Annotated in this window: 19 protein-coding genes; 5 read left to right on the forward strand and 14 right to left on the reverse strand. The window is 63.4% G+C overall.

Annotation, left to right across the window (positions count from 1 at the left end; genetic code table 11):
* Positions 1-207 precede the first annotated feature (207 nt).
* Positions 208-747, forward strand: coding sequence for a hypothetical protein (locus tag ACEQXE_RS12000; RefSeq protein ID WP_370030040.1), 540 nt, complete (start codon positions 208-210; stop codon positions 745-747).
* A gap of 86 nt (positions 748-833) precedes the next feature.
* Here ACEQXE_RS12000 and ACEQXE_RS12005 read toward each other — a convergent pair whose 3' ends face one another.
* From ACEQXE_RS12005 to ACEQXE_RS12025, 5 genes are all read right to left on the reverse strand, one after another.
* Entirely contained in the window at positions 834-1,481 is a 648-nt protein-coding gene (locus tag ACEQXE_RS12005) for a hypothetical protein (RefSeq protein WP_370030042.1), read from the reverse strand.
* Between the two features lie 71 nt (positions 1,482-1,552).
* Positions 1,553-2,569 carry a CAP domain-containing protein gene (locus ACEQXE_RS12010; protein WP_370030044.1) on the reverse strand — a complete coding sequence of 339 codons (1,017 nt, stop codon included), beginning with the start codon at positions 2,567-2,569 and terminating at the stop codon, positions 1,553-1,555.
* A gap of 99 nt (positions 2,570-2,668) precedes the next feature.
* The gene (locus ACEQXE_RS12015) at positions 2,669-3,268 is read right to left on the reverse strand and encodes a septal ring lytic transglycosylase RlpA family protein (protein WP_370030046.1); all 600 of its coding nucleotides are present in this window, start codon (positions 3,266-3,268) and stop codon (positions 2,669-2,671) included.
* Positions 3,269-4,106: 838 nt separating this feature from the next.
* Positions 4,107-5,339 carry an argininosuccinate synthase gene (locus ACEQXE_RS12020; RefSeq protein ID WP_370030050.1) on the reverse strand — a complete coding sequence of 411 codons (1,233 nt, stop codon included), beginning with the start codon at positions 5,337-5,339 and terminating at the stop codon, positions 4,107-4,109.
* A 50-nt stretch (positions 5,340-5,389) separates the two neighbouring features.
* Positions 5,390-5,653, reverse strand: coding sequence for a DksA/TraR family C4-type zinc finger protein (locus ACEQXE_RS12025; protein ID WP_370030052.1), 264 nt, complete (start codon positions 5,651-5,653; stop codon positions 5,390-5,392).
* Between the two features lie 98 nt (positions 5,654-5,751).
* Here ACEQXE_RS12025 and ACEQXE_RS12030 point away from each other — a divergent pair, with 98 nt between their 5' ends.
* Positions 5,752-6,189: a DUF1801 domain-containing protein gene (locus ACEQXE_RS12030; protein ID WP_370030054.1), complete on the forward strand. Its 438-nt coding sequence runs from the start codon at positions 5,752-5,754 to the stop codon at positions 6,187-6,189.
* Between the two features lie 6 nt (positions 6,190-6,195).
* Here ACEQXE_RS12030 and ACEQXE_RS12035 read toward each other — a convergent pair whose 3' ends face one another.
* The 6 genes from ACEQXE_RS12035 to rlmN form a co-directional block, all read right to left on the reverse strand.
* Positions 6,196-6,459: a hypothetical protein gene (locus ACEQXE_RS12035; protein WP_370030056.1), complete on the reverse strand. Its 264-nt coding sequence runs from the start codon at positions 6,457-6,459 to the stop codon at positions 6,196-6,198.
* Positions 6,460-6,526: 67 nt separating this feature from the next.
* A complete protein-coding gene (locus ACEQXE_RS12040) occupies positions 6,527-7,279 on the reverse strand; it encodes a molybdopterin-binding protein (RefSeq protein ID WP_370030058.1) in 753 nt (250 codons plus the stop codon).
* The gene (locus tag ACEQXE_RS12045) at positions 7,276-8,010 is read right to left on the reverse strand and encodes a cytochrome b/b6 domain-containing protein (protein ID WP_370179645.1); all 735 of its coding nucleotides are present in this window, start codon (positions 8,008-8,010) and stop codon (positions 7,276-7,278) included. Before ACEQXE_RS12045 ends, ACEQXE_RS12040 begins: the two co-directional genes overlap by 4 nt.
* Entirely contained in the window at positions 8,007-8,768 is a 762-nt protein-coding gene (locus tag ACEQXE_RS12050) for an SDR family oxidoreductase (protein ID WP_370030062.1), read from the reverse strand. The genes ACEQXE_RS12045 and ACEQXE_RS12050 overlap by 4 nt, the downstream gene beginning before the upstream one ends.
* A 63-nt stretch (positions 8,769-8,831) precedes the next feature.
* A complete protein-coding gene (locus tag ACEQXE_RS12055) occupies positions 8,832-9,443 on the reverse strand; it encodes a cyclopropane-fatty-acyl-phospholipid synthase family protein (protein WP_370030064.1) in 612 nt (203 codons plus the stop codon).
* Positions 9,440-10,681 carry a 23S rRNA (adenine(2503)-C(2))-methyltransferase RlmN gene (gene rlmN / locus ACEQXE_RS12060; protein ID WP_370030066.1) on the reverse strand — a complete coding sequence of 414 codons (1,242 nt, stop codon included), beginning with the start codon at positions 10,679-10,681 and terminating at the stop codon, positions 9,440-9,442. Before rlmN ends, ACEQXE_RS12055 begins: the two co-directional genes overlap by 4 nt.
* A 230-nt stretch (positions 10,682-10,911) precedes the next feature.
* Between rlmN and ACEQXE_RS12065 the strand changes: the two genes are divergently transcribed.
* On the forward strand, positions 10,912-11,577 hold the full coding sequence (locus ACEQXE_RS12065) for an outer membrane protein (RefSeq protein ID WP_370030068.1): 666 nt from the start codon (positions 10,912-10,914) through the stop codon (positions 11,575-11,577).
* Positions 11,578-11,738: 161 nt separating this feature from the next.
* On the opposite strand, the gene ACEQXE_RS12070 is transcribed toward ACEQXE_RS12065, so the two are convergent.
* From ACEQXE_RS12070 to ACEQXE_RS12080, 3 genes are read right to left on the reverse strand one after another with little or no spacing between them, the layout of a single operon-like run.
* A complete protein-coding gene (locus tag ACEQXE_RS12070; protein ID WP_370030070.1) occupies positions 11,739-12,227 on the reverse strand; it encodes an invasion associated locus B family protein in 489 nt (162 codons plus the stop codon).
* Entirely contained in the window at positions 12,224-12,721 is a 498-nt protein-coding gene (locus ACEQXE_RS12075; protein WP_370030072.1) for a GreA/GreB family elongation factor, read from the reverse strand. The genes ACEQXE_RS12070 and ACEQXE_RS12075 overlap by 4 nt, the downstream gene beginning before the upstream one ends.
* A gap of 20 nt (positions 12,722-12,741) precedes the next feature.
* Positions 12,742-14,694 (reverse strand): transglycosylase SLT domain-containing protein, encoded by a 1,953-nt coding sequence (locus tag ACEQXE_RS12080; RefSeq protein ID WP_370030074.1) that lies wholly within the window; start codon positions 14,692-14,694, stop codon positions 12,742-12,744.
* Positions 14,695-14,800: 106 nt separating this feature from the next.
* Here ACEQXE_RS12080 and dapA point away from each other — a divergent pair, with 106 nt between their 5' ends.
* Together dapA and ACEQXE_RS12090 are read left to right on the forward strand one after the other, a co-directional pair.
* On the forward strand, positions 14,801-15,682 hold the full coding sequence (gene dapA / locus ACEQXE_RS12085) for a 4-hydroxy-tetrahydrodipicolinate synthase (protein ID WP_370030129.1): 882 nt from the start codon (positions 14,801-14,803) through the stop codon (positions 15,680-15,682).
* Between the two features lie 181 nt (positions 15,683-15,863).
* Entirely contained in the window at positions 15,864-16,643 is a 780-nt protein-coding gene (locus ACEQXE_RS12090; protein WP_370179646.1) for a hypothetical protein, read from the forward strand.
* Positions 16,644-16,667 lie beyond the last annotated feature (24 nt).

Raw genomic sequence — 16,667 nt, forward strand, 5'->3', positions numbered from 1 at the left:
CACGACGCTCTTCCGATCTCTTTCTTGGCGATTGTTGGCTTTGGCGCACTTCCGGCTTTGCTCGCCGGTCCGGGTATCGGCGCCTTGCAAGAAGTTAGCTTTGCCCCGGATCAAGTCCGGGGCGACGCTGGTGGTAAGGCGCTGTCCTACACCGCACTTCCCGTATAAATGAATCGGTCCTTTGAAGCACAGCCTCACGGACCGCGCATGACTTACTCCCCAGAACACCACGACACCGCCAACCTCCCTGCGCCCCTCGCATCGGGCACGCCCGAACCGCTCCCGCCTGCACCCCCGCAATTCAGCCGGGAGGATCAGGCGTTCTTCCTCGATAGTCTCGCGCAGTGCGGTAACGTGCTCGCCTCGGCGCGGGCGACCGGGATCTCGCGCTCGACCGCATACCGGATGCGGCGCGCGTGTCCGCGCTTTGCCGCGCTGTGGGACGGGGCGCTTGTGCTCGCCCGCCCGCAGGTGGAGGCGGTGCTGGCCGATCGGGCGATGAACGGGGTGGAGGAGACGATCTATTACCACGGGGAGGCGGTGGCGACGCGCACGCGATACGACGCGCGCCTGCTGCTCGCGCATCTCGGGCGGCTCGACCGGCTCACGCGCGATTACGCCGCCAGCGATGCCGCGGCCGAGTTCGAGATCGCGCTCAACGAGCTGGCGGAGGAGGAGGAGATTACCTTCGTCGCCTGCACGCCCGCGGATCGCAGCGCCTCCGATGCGGGGCAGGGGGGCGAGTAGGCGGGCGGCGGTTTTTCGCCTTAAGACACTGTGTCAGGTGTGTCAGGGAAGGGCGAGGCCGCGGTTGTGGGGCGCGCGGCATGTTCTCACAGGATGCCCTCGATCCCCCAGGAGGTGACAGCGAAAAGCAGCTGGGTGGAGATGATGAACCCCATCAGCAGCAGGCTGCGCCGCTTACCCTTGGTGAAGGCCAGCCAGAGGAAGGCGGGGTAGTTGACCGTCAGCATCAGCATCGCCAGCGCGAACATGTGATTGCTCTGCGCCGCCTGCGCCATCAGCTCGCCCTGCTCCTGCGTCTGTGCGCCCAGCGCGAAGGATGCGATGGCGGTGGCGAGGTTGATCAGCAGCATGCCGATCACCACCAGCCGCTTCTGCTGCCAGAAATACGCGTCGAAATCGGGCCATAGCTCGGGCTCGTCGGGGAACACCAGCGTCGCGATCAGGTAGTAGCCGCCGATCAGCACCAGGACGCCGAAGATGGTTGCCATCTGCATGTCGAGCACGCCGCGCATGGACCAGATGATGCTCCAGAACGTGCCGAGGTCGACCAGCACCAGCAGGCCCAGCAGCGGGACCAGCCAGCCGACCTTCACCTCGATCGCGGTGGGGTCGACGCCCGCCTTGCGCCGCGCGCGCAGCTTCAGGATGCGGGAGAAGCCCATCAGCATCTCCGCCACCGCAAGGCTGATCAGCAGCGTGAAGAGTTCGAAGATGTAGTCGAATTGCGGATGCATGCCCCGTGTCCCCCCGCCCGCGACTATGCCACCGGGCCGACCAAGAGCAAGGCTCTGTTATCAGGAGACGCCTAGGGCACGATGGTGAAGGTGTAGGTGTAGCTCTGCGATGCGCCGTTCGCGATCACGTTGGTGATGTCGATGCGGTACTGGCGGCCGTCCTGCACGCTCGCAGGCTTGAACTGCAGGTTGTTCGGCAGGCCGAAGCCCTGATTGTCGAAACCGATGTTGGAGATCGCGACGGTGCTGCTGGCGGCGACATCGGTCATCGTGATCTGCGCATTGCTGAAATCGACCTGCGCATTGGCGCCGAACTTGCTCTGCTTGTTCGCGATCACGCTGAAAGAGAACAGCGCCTGGCTGTCGAAATAGCGTTCAGGGTAATTGCCGAAGGGGTAGGCGACGAAATCGGGCAGGCCGGTGGGCGTCGGCCCGTTCTGCGCAAGGTTGAACACCTTGAGCGCCGATGCGCTGCGGAATGTCGCGCCGCTACCCGTCGTCACGCGCCCGAAGGCGGTGGTGGTCAGGAACGGGTCGAGCATCCAGCGCCGGTGGCCGACATTATTGGCGACGACGTTGTTCACATCGTCGATCCACCCGGCGAGCACCTGTTCGTTGGTGAAGAAGCCCCCGCTCGATGCGGCAAGATTGCCCGCAGCAGCGGCGTCGTGCCCGGCCTGGGTATAGCACTGCCAGCTGGTGGGCGGGGAGTGGCTGAGCGCATTGTTCGCGACCATCATCAGCGCTGCTTCCTGCGCGCCCTGCCTATCTGCAGGCGACAGGGCCACCGCGCCCAACCCGTGAAGCGCGCGAATCTCGTTGAACGTATCGAGCGCGCCCTGGATCACCGACGGCTTCAGGGTGCCTGCGCTGCAGGACCCGACGTCGGGCATGACATCGTAAAGGTCGGCGGCGGTTTGCGGTGCGGTGCCAGGTGCGGGAGTCGGGGTCGGCGTGGGTGCGGGGGAGGGGGATGGCGCAGGAGATGCGGTTGGCGTCGGCGTGTTCGAACCGCCGGTGGAAGTGTCACCTCCGCAAGCGGTCAGGGCAAGCAGGCTAGCGGCGAGCACAAGGCCGGTCTGGCGCATCGAAGTTCCTCTGGAAGACGTGGTTCGGGCGCAGACCTTAACGCAATTCGCGTTGAAATTATGTCGGAAAAGCCCGCACGCCTGCTGCGTGCGACGGCGTCAGTCCAGCAGCGCGAGCTCGACGGTGCCGTGACCGCGCTGGATCAGGCCGAGTTCGACCGCGGCGGCGCGCGATACATCGATCTCGCGCCCATGGGCATAAGGCCCGCGATCATTGATCCGCACCACCACACTCTTGCCATTGCGTGGATTGGTGACGCGCACCTTGGTACCGAAACGCAAGGTCTTGTGAGCGGCGGTGAGGGCATTCATATCGAACCGCTCGCCATTGGCGGTGCGGCGACCGTGAAAGCGCCGACCATAGTAGGAGGCGACGCCACTGCGCCAGACCGCGGGTTCTGCTTCGACCGGCGGATCGAAACTGTCGAGATCGACAGACCGTGGGGCCACTGCTGGCGCTTCGGGATCGACATCGAATTGCGCGAAGCTCGCGGCGAAATCGGCATCCACATCCGCTTGAGGGACAATCTCGTCGGTGAGGGGGGCGATCATCGGATCGACCTCTACGGCAATCTCTGCAACCGGCACGCGCTGTGCGGTCGCGTCCTGCGCCCCGGCACCGGCCAGGGGGAGTGCGACGACGCCCAGCACAAGCACAGAAAGTGCCGTTCTGCGAAATCGGAAAGTAGTACCGTCCATGCGGCGAAGAATTAGGCCGAATTTCCTAAGGTGGAATATAGCTGACGTCGGTTCGCCGCGCTTCCGCCACATTTGACCGGAAAGCTACGGAACTTTCGTATAACTTGCCGGTTATTGCGCGAAATCGGATGATTTGCGGTTGCCGATCGGCTTTCCCGAGGAATTTCAGCCTCAAATCGCTGAGCGAAATGAACACCACGCGCCAATCCGGCCCTTGGCCCAAAGCAAATGGGGCCGGCATTGCTGCCGACCCCACTCTCACCGGCGCGTGGTCTCGTCTTCAGGCGAACCTGCCGACAAGCGCTTGGCGCCCGATGTTTCCCCGTCTTTTCCCGGAGGAATAGTCGGTTCTGTCACCGGCGCTCGCGCCGGCATCCGGTTTCACCCGCGGTTTGGCTGGTCCGAAGACCGTGCCCTCGTCTGGCGAGACCGAGAGCCTGGCGTTCCTTGGTGACCTATCATCTCGAGCAGTATTCGCGTCCACCGAAGCTTTCGCGTATCCCATCGATGTCAGGCCGGATCGCCCGGCTGGTAGTGGAGCGCCTTTCGCGGCTTTCTCAAACGGCCCGCTTGCCTCCGGCCGAAGCCTTTGCCATGCGTTCCTCGAACTCCGCGCGGATCATCTCCGCTACCTCATCCGGTTCTAAAAAATCCTTCGTTTTCAAGTCTTTCGACCATCAATCGAAGAGTTTTTCGTTCCCTTCCGATGTCTTGAGACTGCGCTGCCGAAGTGAGTCGCGCAAGCTTTGCAAGGCTGACTTATCCACTTTTCCACGATTCAGCCGTGGACAGGAGTGGGTAACTCAACGCTTCGTCGCAACGCACACGGATGCGGTCATCAATCCCGCTTCATATCGCGTTTGGCGAGCAGCTTGAGCCGCAGGGCATTGAGTTTGATGAAGCCCGCGGCGTCTGCCTGGTCGTAAGCGCCGGCATCGTCCTCGAAGGTAACGTGGGCTTCGGAATAGAGGCTGTGGGGGCTGCGCCGGCCGACCACGGTGGCATTGCCCTTGTAGAGCTTGAGCCGCACCTCGCCCGAAACGCGGGCCTGGCTGTGGTCGATCGCCGCCTGCAGCATCTCGCGCTCGGGGCTGAACCAGAAGCCGTTGTAGATCAGCTCTGCGTACTTGGGCATCAGCTCGTCCTTGAGATGCGCCGCGCCGCGATCAAGCGTGATCTGCTCGATCCCGCGATGCGCACGGGCGTAGATCTCGCCGCCCGGCGTCTCGTACATCCCGCGCGACTTCATCCCGACAAAGCGGTTTTCGACGAGGTCGAGTCGCCCGATGCCGTGCTTGCGTCCCAGATCGTTCAGTGCAGCCAGCAGAGTGGCCGGACTCATCGCTTCACCATTGAGCGCCACGCCATCGCCGCGCTCGAAGGCAAGCGTGATGTATTCCGGCGCATCCGGAGCATCCTCCGGGTTGTCCGTGCGCGAATAGACGTAGTCGGGTGTCTCCTCCCACGGGTCTTCCAGCACCTTGCCCTCCGACGAGGTGTGGAGGAGGTTCGCATCGGTCGAAAACGGGCTGTCGCCGCGCTTGTCCTTCGGCACGTCGATCTGGTGCGCCTCGGCCCACGCGATCAGCGCGGTGCGACTGGTCAGATCCCACTCGCGCCAAGGAGCGATCACGGTAATGTCCGGGTCGAGCGCGTAGGCCGACAGTTCGAAACGCACCTGATCATTGCCCTTGCCGGTGGCGCCGTGGGCGATGGCGCCCGCGCCGGTCTCGTGCGCGATCTCGACCAGCCGCTTGGAGATCAGCGGGCGGGCAATCGAGGTGCCGAGCAGGTAATCGCCTTCGTAGCGCGCATTGGCGCGCATCATCGGGAAAACGAAATCGCGGACGAATTCCTCCCGCAGATCCTCGATAAAGATGTGCTTGTCCGGGATGCCCATTGCGCGCGCCTTCGTGCGGGCCGGTTCGATTTCCTCGCCCTGGCCGAGATCGGCGGTGAAGGTGACAACCTCCAGCCCGCGTTCGACCTCCAGCCACTTGGCGATGACCGAGGTATCGAGGCCGCCCGAATAGGCCAGGACGACGCGCTTGTTCTCAGGTTTGCTGCTCATCGCGCGCGGCTAGCAGCGACTGCGGAACCGCGCAACGCGCTAAAGCGGGCCTATCGCAGCTGGCTGTCCTTGCTGCCGCGCCGGTTGATCCCGTTGCTGCGCACGGCGGCGTCCTGCCCGGACTGGCATTCGACGCAGCGCTTCACGCCGGGCAGTGCAACCCGACGCTTCTCGGGGATTTCCTCGCCGCATTCGATGCACCACTGCTCGCTCTCGCCGCTCGGCATCCGCGAGCGTGCGGCACTCACGGCATCGGACACCGTATCGTCGATCTGGTCCTGTACGGCGCCATCGCGCGCCCATCCACCAGCCATGGCGATCATTCCTTCATCTACCCGGGGTCCAAAATGGGGGCAATGGCGGCGCATTTCAAATTCACGTCACCGGGCAAATCCGTGCTACTCGATCATGCATGGCCGAGAACACGACCAAGCCGACCGACGCGAGTGTCGAGCAGTTCATAGATAACGTCGAGCATGCCGGACGGCGCGAGGACGCGCGGGTCCTGCTGGAGATATTCGCCCGCATCACCGGGGAGGAGCCTGTGCTGTGGGGCAGCAGCATCATCGGTTTCGGCAGCTATCACTACCAGTACGACAGCGGTCGTTCGGGCGATGCGCCGCGCAGCGGGTTCAGCCCGCGCAAGGCCAACATGAGTCTCTATGTGCTTGGCTGCACCAGCGCGCCCGACAAGCAGGCGAAGCAGCAGGAATTGCTCGACAGGCTCGGCCCGCACAAGCGCGGGGTCTCGTGTCTCTACGTGACGCGGCTCAACAAGATCGATCTCGATGTGCTGGAAGAGCTGATCGTCTTCGACAAGGCGTCGATGGACGAGAAATATCCGGCCTGAGCCCGGTCAGTCCGACTTGCGGCCCATCACGCGATCGAGCAGCGGCGCCTTGCCCTTTTTGGGAGGGAGCCTGCCCGACATTTCGAACAGCATGTTGCCCAGCTGCACGGCCTGGTCCTTGTTCATGACCATGCGCGAGACGAGCACATCGTCCTCGCTCTCGGGCAGGTTGGTCACGGTTTCGAGGCGCAGGATCATGCTCGCGCCGTAATCCTGCGCGGTCCATCCTACCAGAACACGGACTTCATCATCGTCCCAAGCGTTGGCCATCGCCTGTCATTCCTTATTCGATCGCTTTGCGTCGGCCTAACTTCGGGTCAGCGCCGGGACAAGCGGCTCACATGCCGGCGTACCATTGGTAGCCACCATGATCTTCCCAATACCCGCCCTTGCCAAGGCCGATATCGGCGAAGCTTGCGACCACCTCTATCCCGGTCAGGTACTTGGCGTGCTTGTAGCCCAGCTGCCGCTCCACTCGCGCACGTAGCGGTGCACCATTGCGGACGGGCAGGGGCTCTCCATTCAGGCGGTGCGCAATGATCGTTTGCGGGTGCATGGCGTCGATCATGTCGATGCTCTCGTAATAGCGGCCCTGCGTATAATCGTCGGCGCAGCGAAACACGACATAGCGGGCATTGTCGCGCACGCGTGCGAGCTGGAGGAAGGTTGAGAGTTGCGGGCCGGTCCACTGGCCGATGGCGCTCCACCCCTCGACACAGTCGTGGCGCGTGATCTGGGTGCGCTGCGGCAGCTGCATGATCTGGTCGAGCGTGAAGGAGAGATTGCGCTCAACCAGCCCGCCGACGGTGAAGCGCCAATTGGCAAAGTTGCTCGCCACATGATCCGGGTAGCCATCGTTCTGCGGGTCGGTCGATCCGTTGCCTCGGAAGAAGGGCGAGATGTCCTCCGGCGCATATTCGCGGGCGAGCGCATTGCGCGAGGTGAGCGCGCGCTGAAGACCCTGGTGCCAGTCGTCGACCCCTTCGAAGAACGTCTTGCCGCTCTCGGACTCATGCACCTTGGAACACGCGCCGAGCATGAGCGCGCCGGAACCGAGCAGGACATTGCGGCGCTTCATCAGGATGCTCATGCCGATTCTCCCGTGTCGGTCTTCGCGAAAGGCGGGTTGGTAGGCTGGTGATCGCCGCCCACGATCATCGATCGCAGGTGGCCGATCGGCCCCGTCAGCAGCACCAGCGCGACGTGGACGATGAAGAACCCGACCAGGGCCCAAGCGAAGAGGAAATGGATCGAGCGCGCGCTCTGGCGTCCGCCGAGGATATCGACCAGCCACCACAAGGTCGGCTCCATCCCCGGGCTGATCGCGAGCCCGGTCAGCACCATGCCCGGAAGCAGGATTCCCAGCACGCCCCCATAGGCGAGCTTCTGGAGGAAATTATACTTGCCGTCGCCTGCATGCGTGAAATCGAAGCGCAGGTGCTGGAGAATGTCTCGCCTGATCGCCGACCATCTCCACTCGCGTTTGCTGGTGGCGAGGTCGCGCCTGAAGTGGCGGTTCCACAGCATTGCGCCCCACATGAAGAGAAGCCCGAAGGCGAAAGGGAAGGCCATCAGCAGGTGCCAGTCGCGCGCTTTGGCGAGGCTGTAATAACCCGGCAGCGTCATCCAGCCGGGGAAGCGCGGCACCTCCAGCCACGCTTGCTCGGGGGCAAACCCCCAATCGCCCCAGTACAGGTACGGATGCGCATTGGAGATGTTCAGCCCGCTCATGAACAGCACGATGATCGCGATCAGGTTGACCCAGTGCCAGATGCGCGTCGAAACGAAATGCCTGTCCGTGCGTCTGCCACCCGCCATCATGCGCTCTCCCGTTCGAGATAGATCACGTCACGCGACAGGCTGAGCAGGTGCTGGCCGCTGTCGACGAACAGGGTTTCCCCGCTTGCGAGGTCGCCACTCGCGAGGAACACCGCCGCTTCCGCGACATCTTCGGGTGTGGTCCTGCGTCGCCGCAGGTTGAGCAGGTGGGATCGGGCTGCTTCTTCTTCGCTTTGGTCATGGCTGGCGAGGATCGCGCCCGGGGCGAGGCCGTAGATTCGGTCTGCCGGAGCAGCAGCGCCCATCGCCAGCATCGCTATGCTCGCGTCCGCCGCATGCTTGCTCATCGTATAGCTGAAGAAGTCGGGGTTCGGATTGGCGAGCTTCTGGTCGGTCACCTGAATCACACGCCGACCATCGCGAGCACGGGCGTGCTTGAGATAGCTTTGTGCAAGCGTGGCCGGCGCGCGCGCATTAATCTCCATTGCACGCGCGAACCTCTCGGGGGAGAGCGCGGTGACAGAATCAGCCTCGAAAATCGCAGCCGAGTTGAGCAGGCAGCGCCAGTCGGTGAGCCGTTCAGACAGGTCGCGCGCCAGCGCATCGCACGCGCGAGCCTCGGCCAGATCGGCCTGCACGGTTTCGGCTGAAGGCAACGCTCCCGCCAACGCCGCCGCTTCGTCTTTCGAGGAGCGATAGTGGATGACCACGTGCCAGCCCGCATCGGCGAATGCCCGTGCAAAGGCCGCACCCAGGCGTCGTGCCCCTCCGGTGACGAGAACGGCGGGCTTGGCTGTCATGGGCAGGGCTCCGGCATTTGCAGAGCCTAGCCCATCATCCGCGCCAAGTCTTGGCCCAAAGCTTCAGCCGCGCCGGACGGTCAGTGCAAGCCAGTCCCGCCGCACACCGTCGGAGCCATTGCCGCGATAGGTTTCCCCGTCCACGAGCGTAAACCCGGCAGTGCGATAGGCTTCCATAAGCCAGTCGGTATCGGGCAAGTTGGTCCAGCGGCCCAGCGGATCGCGCCCCTCGTCAGGGTGGGCATCGTCGCCTAGTTTGTAATTGGCGAAGTGGAGACCGCCCGGTTTGAGTGCCGTGTGAATATGTTGGAAGATTTGAGGCAGGGCGGCACGCGGGGCATGGAGCAGCGAGGCATGCGCCCACACGGCATCATATTCGCGCACCGCCTCAAGTTCATCGAAGCGCATGATGCGCGCGGTAATGCCGAACCGCTCCTCCGCCTTGCGTGTCATGGCGCGTGTGCCGTCGGTCGCATCGATCCGAAACCCGCGCTTGACCATATGCGCGGCGTCGGCACCGCAGCCACAGCCGAGTTCGAGGATAAAGGCGCCAGGTTCCAGCCGGTCAAGGAAGGGATCGAGGTGGCGGTGACGATCCTGCGCAGTGCTGGCGGTATAGTGCGGCGCGGCCTTCTCGTAGTAAGCGATGGTCTCACCTACCGGGTCGCTACTCACGCCGCGTCAGCCTCTGCCGCAGCTTCGCGATCCCGTTGCGCGCGGCTCTTCTTCTCCGCCGCTGTCTTCAGCTGGCCGCAGGCCGCGCCGATATCGCGTCCACGCGGCGTGCGCACGGGTGCGCTGATGCCGCCTTCGAACACAATATCCGAAAAGGCACGGATGCGTTCGGGCGTGGATGTCTCGTAGTCGCTGCCCGGCCACGGGTTGAAAGGGATCAGGTTGACCTTCGCTGGAAGATCGTATTGCCGCAGCAGCCGGACAAGTTCGCGCGCGTCCTCGTCGCTGTCGTTCTTGTCCTTGAGCATGATGTATTCGAAGGTGATCCGCCGCGCGTTGCTGGCGCCGGGATAGTCGGCGCAGGCCTGCAGCAGCTGCTCGATCCCATACTTGCGGTTGAGCGGCACGATCTCGTCACGCACATCCTTGCTCACCGCGTGGAGTGAGACCGCGAGGTTGACGCCAATCTCTTCGCCGCAACGCTCCATCATCGGCACGACCCCGCTTGTCGACAGCGTGATACGGCGTTTCGACAGGGCCAGCCCGTCGCCGTCCATGACAAGTTTCATGGCGTCGCGGACATTGTCGAAATTGTACAGCGGCTCGCCCATGCCCATCAGCACAATATTGGTCAGCAGGCGCCCGTCGGCGGTGTAGGCCGCTTCGGACTCCTCTTCGAGGTGGTCCATCCGGCCCTTGGGCCATTCGCCCAGCGCATCGCGCGCGAGCATGACCTGCCCGACGATCTCGCCCGGCGTCAGGTTGCGCACCAGCCGCATGGTCCCCGTGTGGCAGAAACGGCAATTCAGCGTGCAGCCGACCTGGCTGGAGATGCACAAAGTCCCGCGATCCGCATCGGGGATGAACACCATCTCGAAATCATTGCCGTCGGAAGTGCGGAGAACCCACTTGCGGGTTCCGTCGGTCGAGTGGTGTGCCTCGACCACTTCGGGACGCCCGATCACGAAGCGTTCGGTGAGCCACGGGCGCATCGTCTTGGCGATATCGGTCATCGCCTCGAAGTCGGTGACGCCGCGGTGGTATAGCCAGTGGTACACCTGCTTCGACCGCAGCTTGGCCGCCTTTGCATCGAGCCCGGCTGTTTCGAACAGCTCGCGGATACGCGCTTTGGGCAGGCCCATTAGATCGACGCGCCCGTCGGCCCGCGGCGTAATATCGCGCGGGGTCGGCACCGGGTCGATCTGCCCGGGAATGCTCATGAGGTCGGTATTGGCCATGGGAAGGGCGCACATAATCGCTTCGGCAGCCGAATGCCAGCATCGCACGTGCGACCGCCCCCAAGGTTCCGGATTTTCGCCGCGCGAAATCCTCGCTTCGACGCAACATTGTTACGTCTTTGCAACAGTTTCTTGTTGTGTGACGTTAATGAAACTTCGCGGGCCCCGGCGTCATTCCTTCCCTGCGTGCCGCATCGCAGACGGCACAGATGAAGAAGGAAGTACCCCCGATGAATAAGATGATTGTATTGCTCGCCACCGGTTCGCTCGCTGCGCTCGCTGCCCCCGCAGCGGCTCAGGATGCGGACTCGCCGTTCACCGGTTTCCGCGTGCAGGGCGTCACCGGCTATGACAGCCTGACTGCTGGCAGCAGCGTGGACGATGATGGCAATGACAATAACGACCAGACAACCGAGGGCGTGATCTACGGCGCGGCCGTTGGCTATGATGTCGACCTTGGCAGCGTCGTGATCGGCCCGGAAGCCGAATTTAGCGGCTCGAGCGCCGATACCGATTTCAATAATGGCGATTTCGAAGGCTTCGGCTTCGGCAATGTCTCGCCCGAGCGCGACCTGTATCTGGGCGCACGAGTGGGTGTGAAGGCCAACGAGAACATGATGTTCTATGCCAAGGGCGGCTATACCAACGCCAAGCTCAACATCCGTAGCGACGATGGCACGACCGAGTTCGACACTGATTACGATCTCGATGGTTATCGCGTCGGCGGCGGCCTGGAATATGCCTTTGGCCGCAACCTCTTCACCAATATCGAGTACCGTTATTCGAACTACTCGGATGCGGAAGTCGATTTCGAAGGCACGCTGCCCGATAGCGACCGCTTCAACGTGGATACGGATCGCCATCAGGTGACAGTGGGCCTCGGCATGCGCTTCTAGGCGCTACCGGATAGCCAGACGTACTAAGGGAGGGCGTGGCCTTGGCGGGCCGCGCCCTTTTTGTTGCGGACCTCCCACCCCACCTCCCCACCCGGCCACCATAGGCTGATGGGATCATTGGTGGCCGGGTGGGGAGGTGGGGTGGGAGGTATGACTAAAATCTAGTCCCTCGCGCAGGCGATGACGGCCGCATCGATTGCGGTGGCTACGCCAGACAGGCTGTACTGATCGGTGAAACGGTTGCCGCCCCGGTCGGTGGCCGAAACGCTCATCCGGGATTCCGATCGCATGGCGGCGACGATGGCTGCATCCATCCGCTTGTCTACGGCCCAAGCATCGGCCTCGCCGGCGGTCAGGCGATAGCTTTCTCCGCCAACACGCAGCACGACCTTGCCGTCCGACGCGAGCCTGCGCGAAAGGCGCACATGCACCTGGTTGCGCACCCTGCGCTTGGGCCAGGTCGCGATGGTGGCATAGGGATCGAAGTCGCGTGCACCCTTGCTGCGCTCGCCCTTGGAAATGGCATAGCATCGCGGCTGGCGCGGATCGCGGAACGCGCCCCAGTCGTCGAAGATGCCGAGCGACGAGCGCGCCAGGGCGGGGCTCGCCAAGGTGGCCAGAGCGGCCAGGGCCAGGGCTGCGCGCTTCATGCCGCCTCGCTCTTTTTCGCAGGGTAGCTGATCGAGAGTATCTCCCATTCGCGCAGGCCGGTTGGACCTTTCACCATACGCGCGTCGCCCACTTCGCCCCCGCGCAGCGCACGTGCCATCGGCGATCCCCAGCCGATCCGGCCTTCGCTTGCCTCGGCCTCGTCATCGCCCACCAGAGTGAGCACCTTCTCGCGCTCGTCCTCATCGACCAGAGTGACGGTCGCGCCGAAGAACACTCTCGCCCGGTTGGGTTGGTCCGCCGGGTCGATCACGCGCGCGGCCTTCATCCGGCGTGCCAAGTGTGCCAGTTCGCGGTCGATCTCGCGCATCTTCTTGCGCCCGTAGAGATAATCGCCGTTCTCGCTGCGGTCGCCATTGCCCGCCGCCCAGCTTACGATCTCCACAATCTCTGGCCGCGCCGTGCCCAGCAGGTGGTCGTAGCGCGCCTTCATCGCGGCATAGCCAGCGGGAGTGATCGGATTGTCGCCCTTCATTCGTGGCAGGCTAGCTCAGATCAGCGCAGGAAGTCACCCGCCATCCGCGGCCTGCCATATTCGGCGCGGTTGGGGTTGAGCTGCTCGTATACTGCGGCATTTTCGATCACGCGCTGCACGTAATTCTTGGTCTCGTAGATCGGAATACGCTCGATCCAGGTGACCCAGTCGATACCGCCATCGCGCGGATCGCCATTGGCGCGCAGCCACTTGTTCACGTTGCCGGGCCCCGCATTGTAGGCCGCAATCGCGAGCGGGTATGAGCCGTTGTAGTAGCTCATCATTCGCGCGAAATAACCGTCACCCAGCTGCATGTTGTAGGTCGGGTTGTTGATTAGGTCGCTCCGGCTGTAGCCGAGGCCCAGCTTGCCCGCCTGCTCGCGCGCAGTGCCCGGCATCAGCTGCATGAGACCGCGAGCGCCCGCATGACTGATGGCATTGGCGGCGAACTGGCTTTCCTGGCGCGAGATCGCGTGCACCATTGTCCAATTGGAGCCGCCCGGCGCACTGACCGTGGGGAAGCCCTGCTGCACGAAGCCGCGATGTCCATCGGCTGCGGCCGCTTCGGCGACGTTTACCGCCAGATCGCGGCGCCCGGTCTCGCGCGCGAGTTCCGCCACCAATGCGTGCTCTTCGGGCGTGTCTGCCCGGTCGGAGATTTCCTGGTAGAACTGGATGCCCGTGCGCCACGGCGCCTCGCGCGCGACTTCACGCACAGCGCGGGTCAGCGTAGCGTTCTCGAATTTTGCACGCTGCTGCGCGCTGGGCAGGGCAACGCTATTGCCAGCAAGCGAGGGTACGTCGCGGCCCAGTTTGGCGAGCGACAGCTGGCCATAGAAGCGATCGGGGTAGGCCGCTGCCATCTCGTAATAACGATTGGCTTCGTCGCGATCTCCTGCGCGTTCCGACGCCAGGCCCGCCCAGTAGAAGCCCTTGGAGCGGGTCTGCGGGGTCTGCGCGGCTGCACCATAGCGGTAGAACAGCGGCGCGGCCCGCCCCGGCTGGCCGAGGTTCCAGTAGGCATTCGTGCCGCCCAGCCACATCAGCGACGTGTAATCGTCGCGCAGGCGATAGGCTTCCTTGGAAATATCGGTGCCCGGCGCGAACAGGTCGTCCACCTTCGCTGCAATGGCGACCGAGGGATCGGAGCCTGCACTACGCGCGATGCGCAGCGCCTCGCCCACGAAATCCTCCGGATCGAAGGCGGGCCGGTCGAACGACGGGCGGTTCGCAAGCAGTGCAATCGCTTGCGGCAGCTGGCGGTTCTCGCGATAATATTTCGCGAGGTTGTAGACGTAGCCCGCGTCCTGGTTGGCATCGGGTGGCGTGGCTACACCCGCGCTTTGCGCACCATAACCCTGCACCAGCGCAAGCCGCACGGTGAACAGGTCGCGCCTGGCGGGCGACACGCGGGTGATCTGCCGCTGCGCAGCCTCAGTCGCGCTCTGCCAGAGCAGCGCGTTCATCCGCGCATCTTCATCTTCCGGCGTGAACTGGTTGCCGAACAGCGAGAGCAGGTACGGCTCGCTCGTCGCGCTCATCTGTCCGCCACGCCACGCCTCGCGTGCGATCGCCGCAGCCTCGGGCCGCGAGACGGAGGAGAGCGCCAGTGCGTAACGCGCCTTGCCCGCGTTTGTCACGGGGGGGAGGGCGTCGAAATAGGCAACCAGGCTTTCGGGCGTCGCGACGCTCTGGTCGAGTGCGTTCTCGGCGCGCGTGCGCAGCCGGTCGCCCTGCGGAAAGTCAGGGTAGGCGAGCAGGAAAGCGGCATATTCCGTAAACGGCAGATCGGTCTGCCCGATCAGGTATTCCCACCGGCTGACGACCTGCGCCATCTGCGTGGGGGCAGAGGCGATCAGCTCAGCCCGGGCACGGTCCCAGCTCGCTGCATCCTGTGCGAATGCGGGCGGGGTGATCGAGGTGGTGGAAACAAGCGCGAGGGCCAGAAATGGAAGTCGGGTCATGCTGGACATTATGGCCGCTGGCTCCTTATCAGGCACTGAACGAAAAAGGGTGGTAATGGGGCGAAAACACCCCGGATTGCCGCATCTACATAGTCCCTTTGCAGGAGCTCTTCAAATGTTCTCAGGCTCGATTCCCGCGTTGGTAACCCCATTCCGGGACGGCAAGCTGGACGAGGCGGCGTTCCGCACGCTCGTCGACTGGCAGATTGAGCAGGGCAGTGCGGCGCTAGTGCCGTGCGGGACGACCGGAGAGGCGTCGACGCTTTCCAATGCCGAGCACCACCGGGTGATCGAGCTTTGCGTGGAGCAGGCGGCGGGCCGCGTGCCGATTATCGCCGGGTGCGGCAGCAATGACACGAACAACGCTCTGCTGCACCTGAAGTTCGCCAAGAAGGCGGGCGTGACTGCCGGCCTGTGCGTCGCGCCCTATTACAACAAGCCGAGCCAGGCAGGGCTTATCGCGCATTTCAGCCACTTGGCCGAGCATGGCGAGCTGCCCATCGTGCTCTACAATGTGCCGGGGCGCACCGTGACCGATATCCTGCCCGAAACGGTGTGCGAACTGGCCGAGAAATTCCCCGAGGTGATCGTGGCGATCAAGGACGCGAGCGAGGATCTGTCACGCGTGGCCGACCACCGCATGGGTATCTCTCGCGATTTCTGCCAGCTTTCGGGCAATGACGAGCTGGCGCTGCCGTTCAACGCGGCGGGTGGGAAGGGCTGCATCTCGGTCACCGCGAACGTCGCGCCTGCCCTGTGCGCGCAGTTCCAGCAGGCGTGCGCGGAGAACGACCTTGTGAAGGCGCGCGAGCTGAACGATCGGCTCTATCCGCTGCACTACGCGATGTTCGAGGATTCGAGCCCCGCGCCGGTGAAGTTTGCGCTGTCGCGCACGCAGAGCTGGATGACCGACGAAGTTCGCCTGCCTTTGACCGCCTGCTCGGAAGCCGCGCGCTATGCGGTCGACCAAGCGCTGGAGCATGCGGGATTGGTGTGATTACTGTATTTCGTGGCTAGGTCGTTTTCGGGACTCATGCTGAAATCGTGTGCGGCGGCGATCATAGGTAACGGCTAATAGACTCGCGTGACTGGAGAAGAATTTGTCGAAGATTTCGTGTTGGCTGCTTCTGCTCCCTTTGCTCGCGATTGCCTGCTCCAGTGAGCCAGATGCGCCGGACGTGACAATCGCCTATCTGGCAGGCGAGTGGGCCGCGAGTGCGGACGACTGTTTTGCCGAGTATGGCCTGGCCGCAACGTATTCATCCGACGGAACGATAGTGTTCGAGGACGGGGAAGAGCCTTACGAAATCCAGGGCAACGAAGTGCACTTTTACAATCCCTTCGACGATGCGATGGGGCATGAAGTGGTGGAGCCGCTGGATGCGGACAGGATGCTGGTGACCCAGATGGACGGAGAGCAGCACGTACTCGTCCGATGTCCTGCACGCCCCGCCAATGTCGCGACCGAGGATACGGCACAGTCACCCGAGAGGGCGCTCGCGAAAGGCGACAAGGAGTATACCGACGCAGAGCTCTATGGGGTCTATACGGTCAAGCTGAGCTGCGTAGATATCCATGGCCGCCCGATGGCGTTGACGGGATGCTTCGCTGGAAACAGAAATCCGGGAAGGGTGGGTTATGTCGATGCAAATGACGCCTTCAGTTACGACGATATGCAGTTGCTTAGGGATCTGAACCGATCCTCTGAAACCTTTGCCCTTACCGCGCCCTTCACATTCTACGCCCAGAGTTTCGGCAACACGCCATTGCGATTACTTGGGCAGCTGTTTGACGGCGACACATTGCTGGAAGAGAAACTGGTCACAGCAGGCGATACGATTGCTTTGGGACGAGGGGCCGTCCCGCCACCGGTCGCCGACAAGGCTGAACTCGCCGAAATCATGGCCGACGATCTGGATCGGAAGGCCGCCGAGATCGAGGAGTTGACCGCCGAATAGCGCCGATTTGGACCCGCCTGCAAT

The sequence above is a fragment of the Alteriqipengyuania sp. genome (genome assembly GCF_964222115.1).
Taxonomy (GTDB): Bacteria; Pseudomonadota; Alphaproteobacteria; order Sphingomonadales; family Sphingomonadaceae; genus Alteriqipengyuania.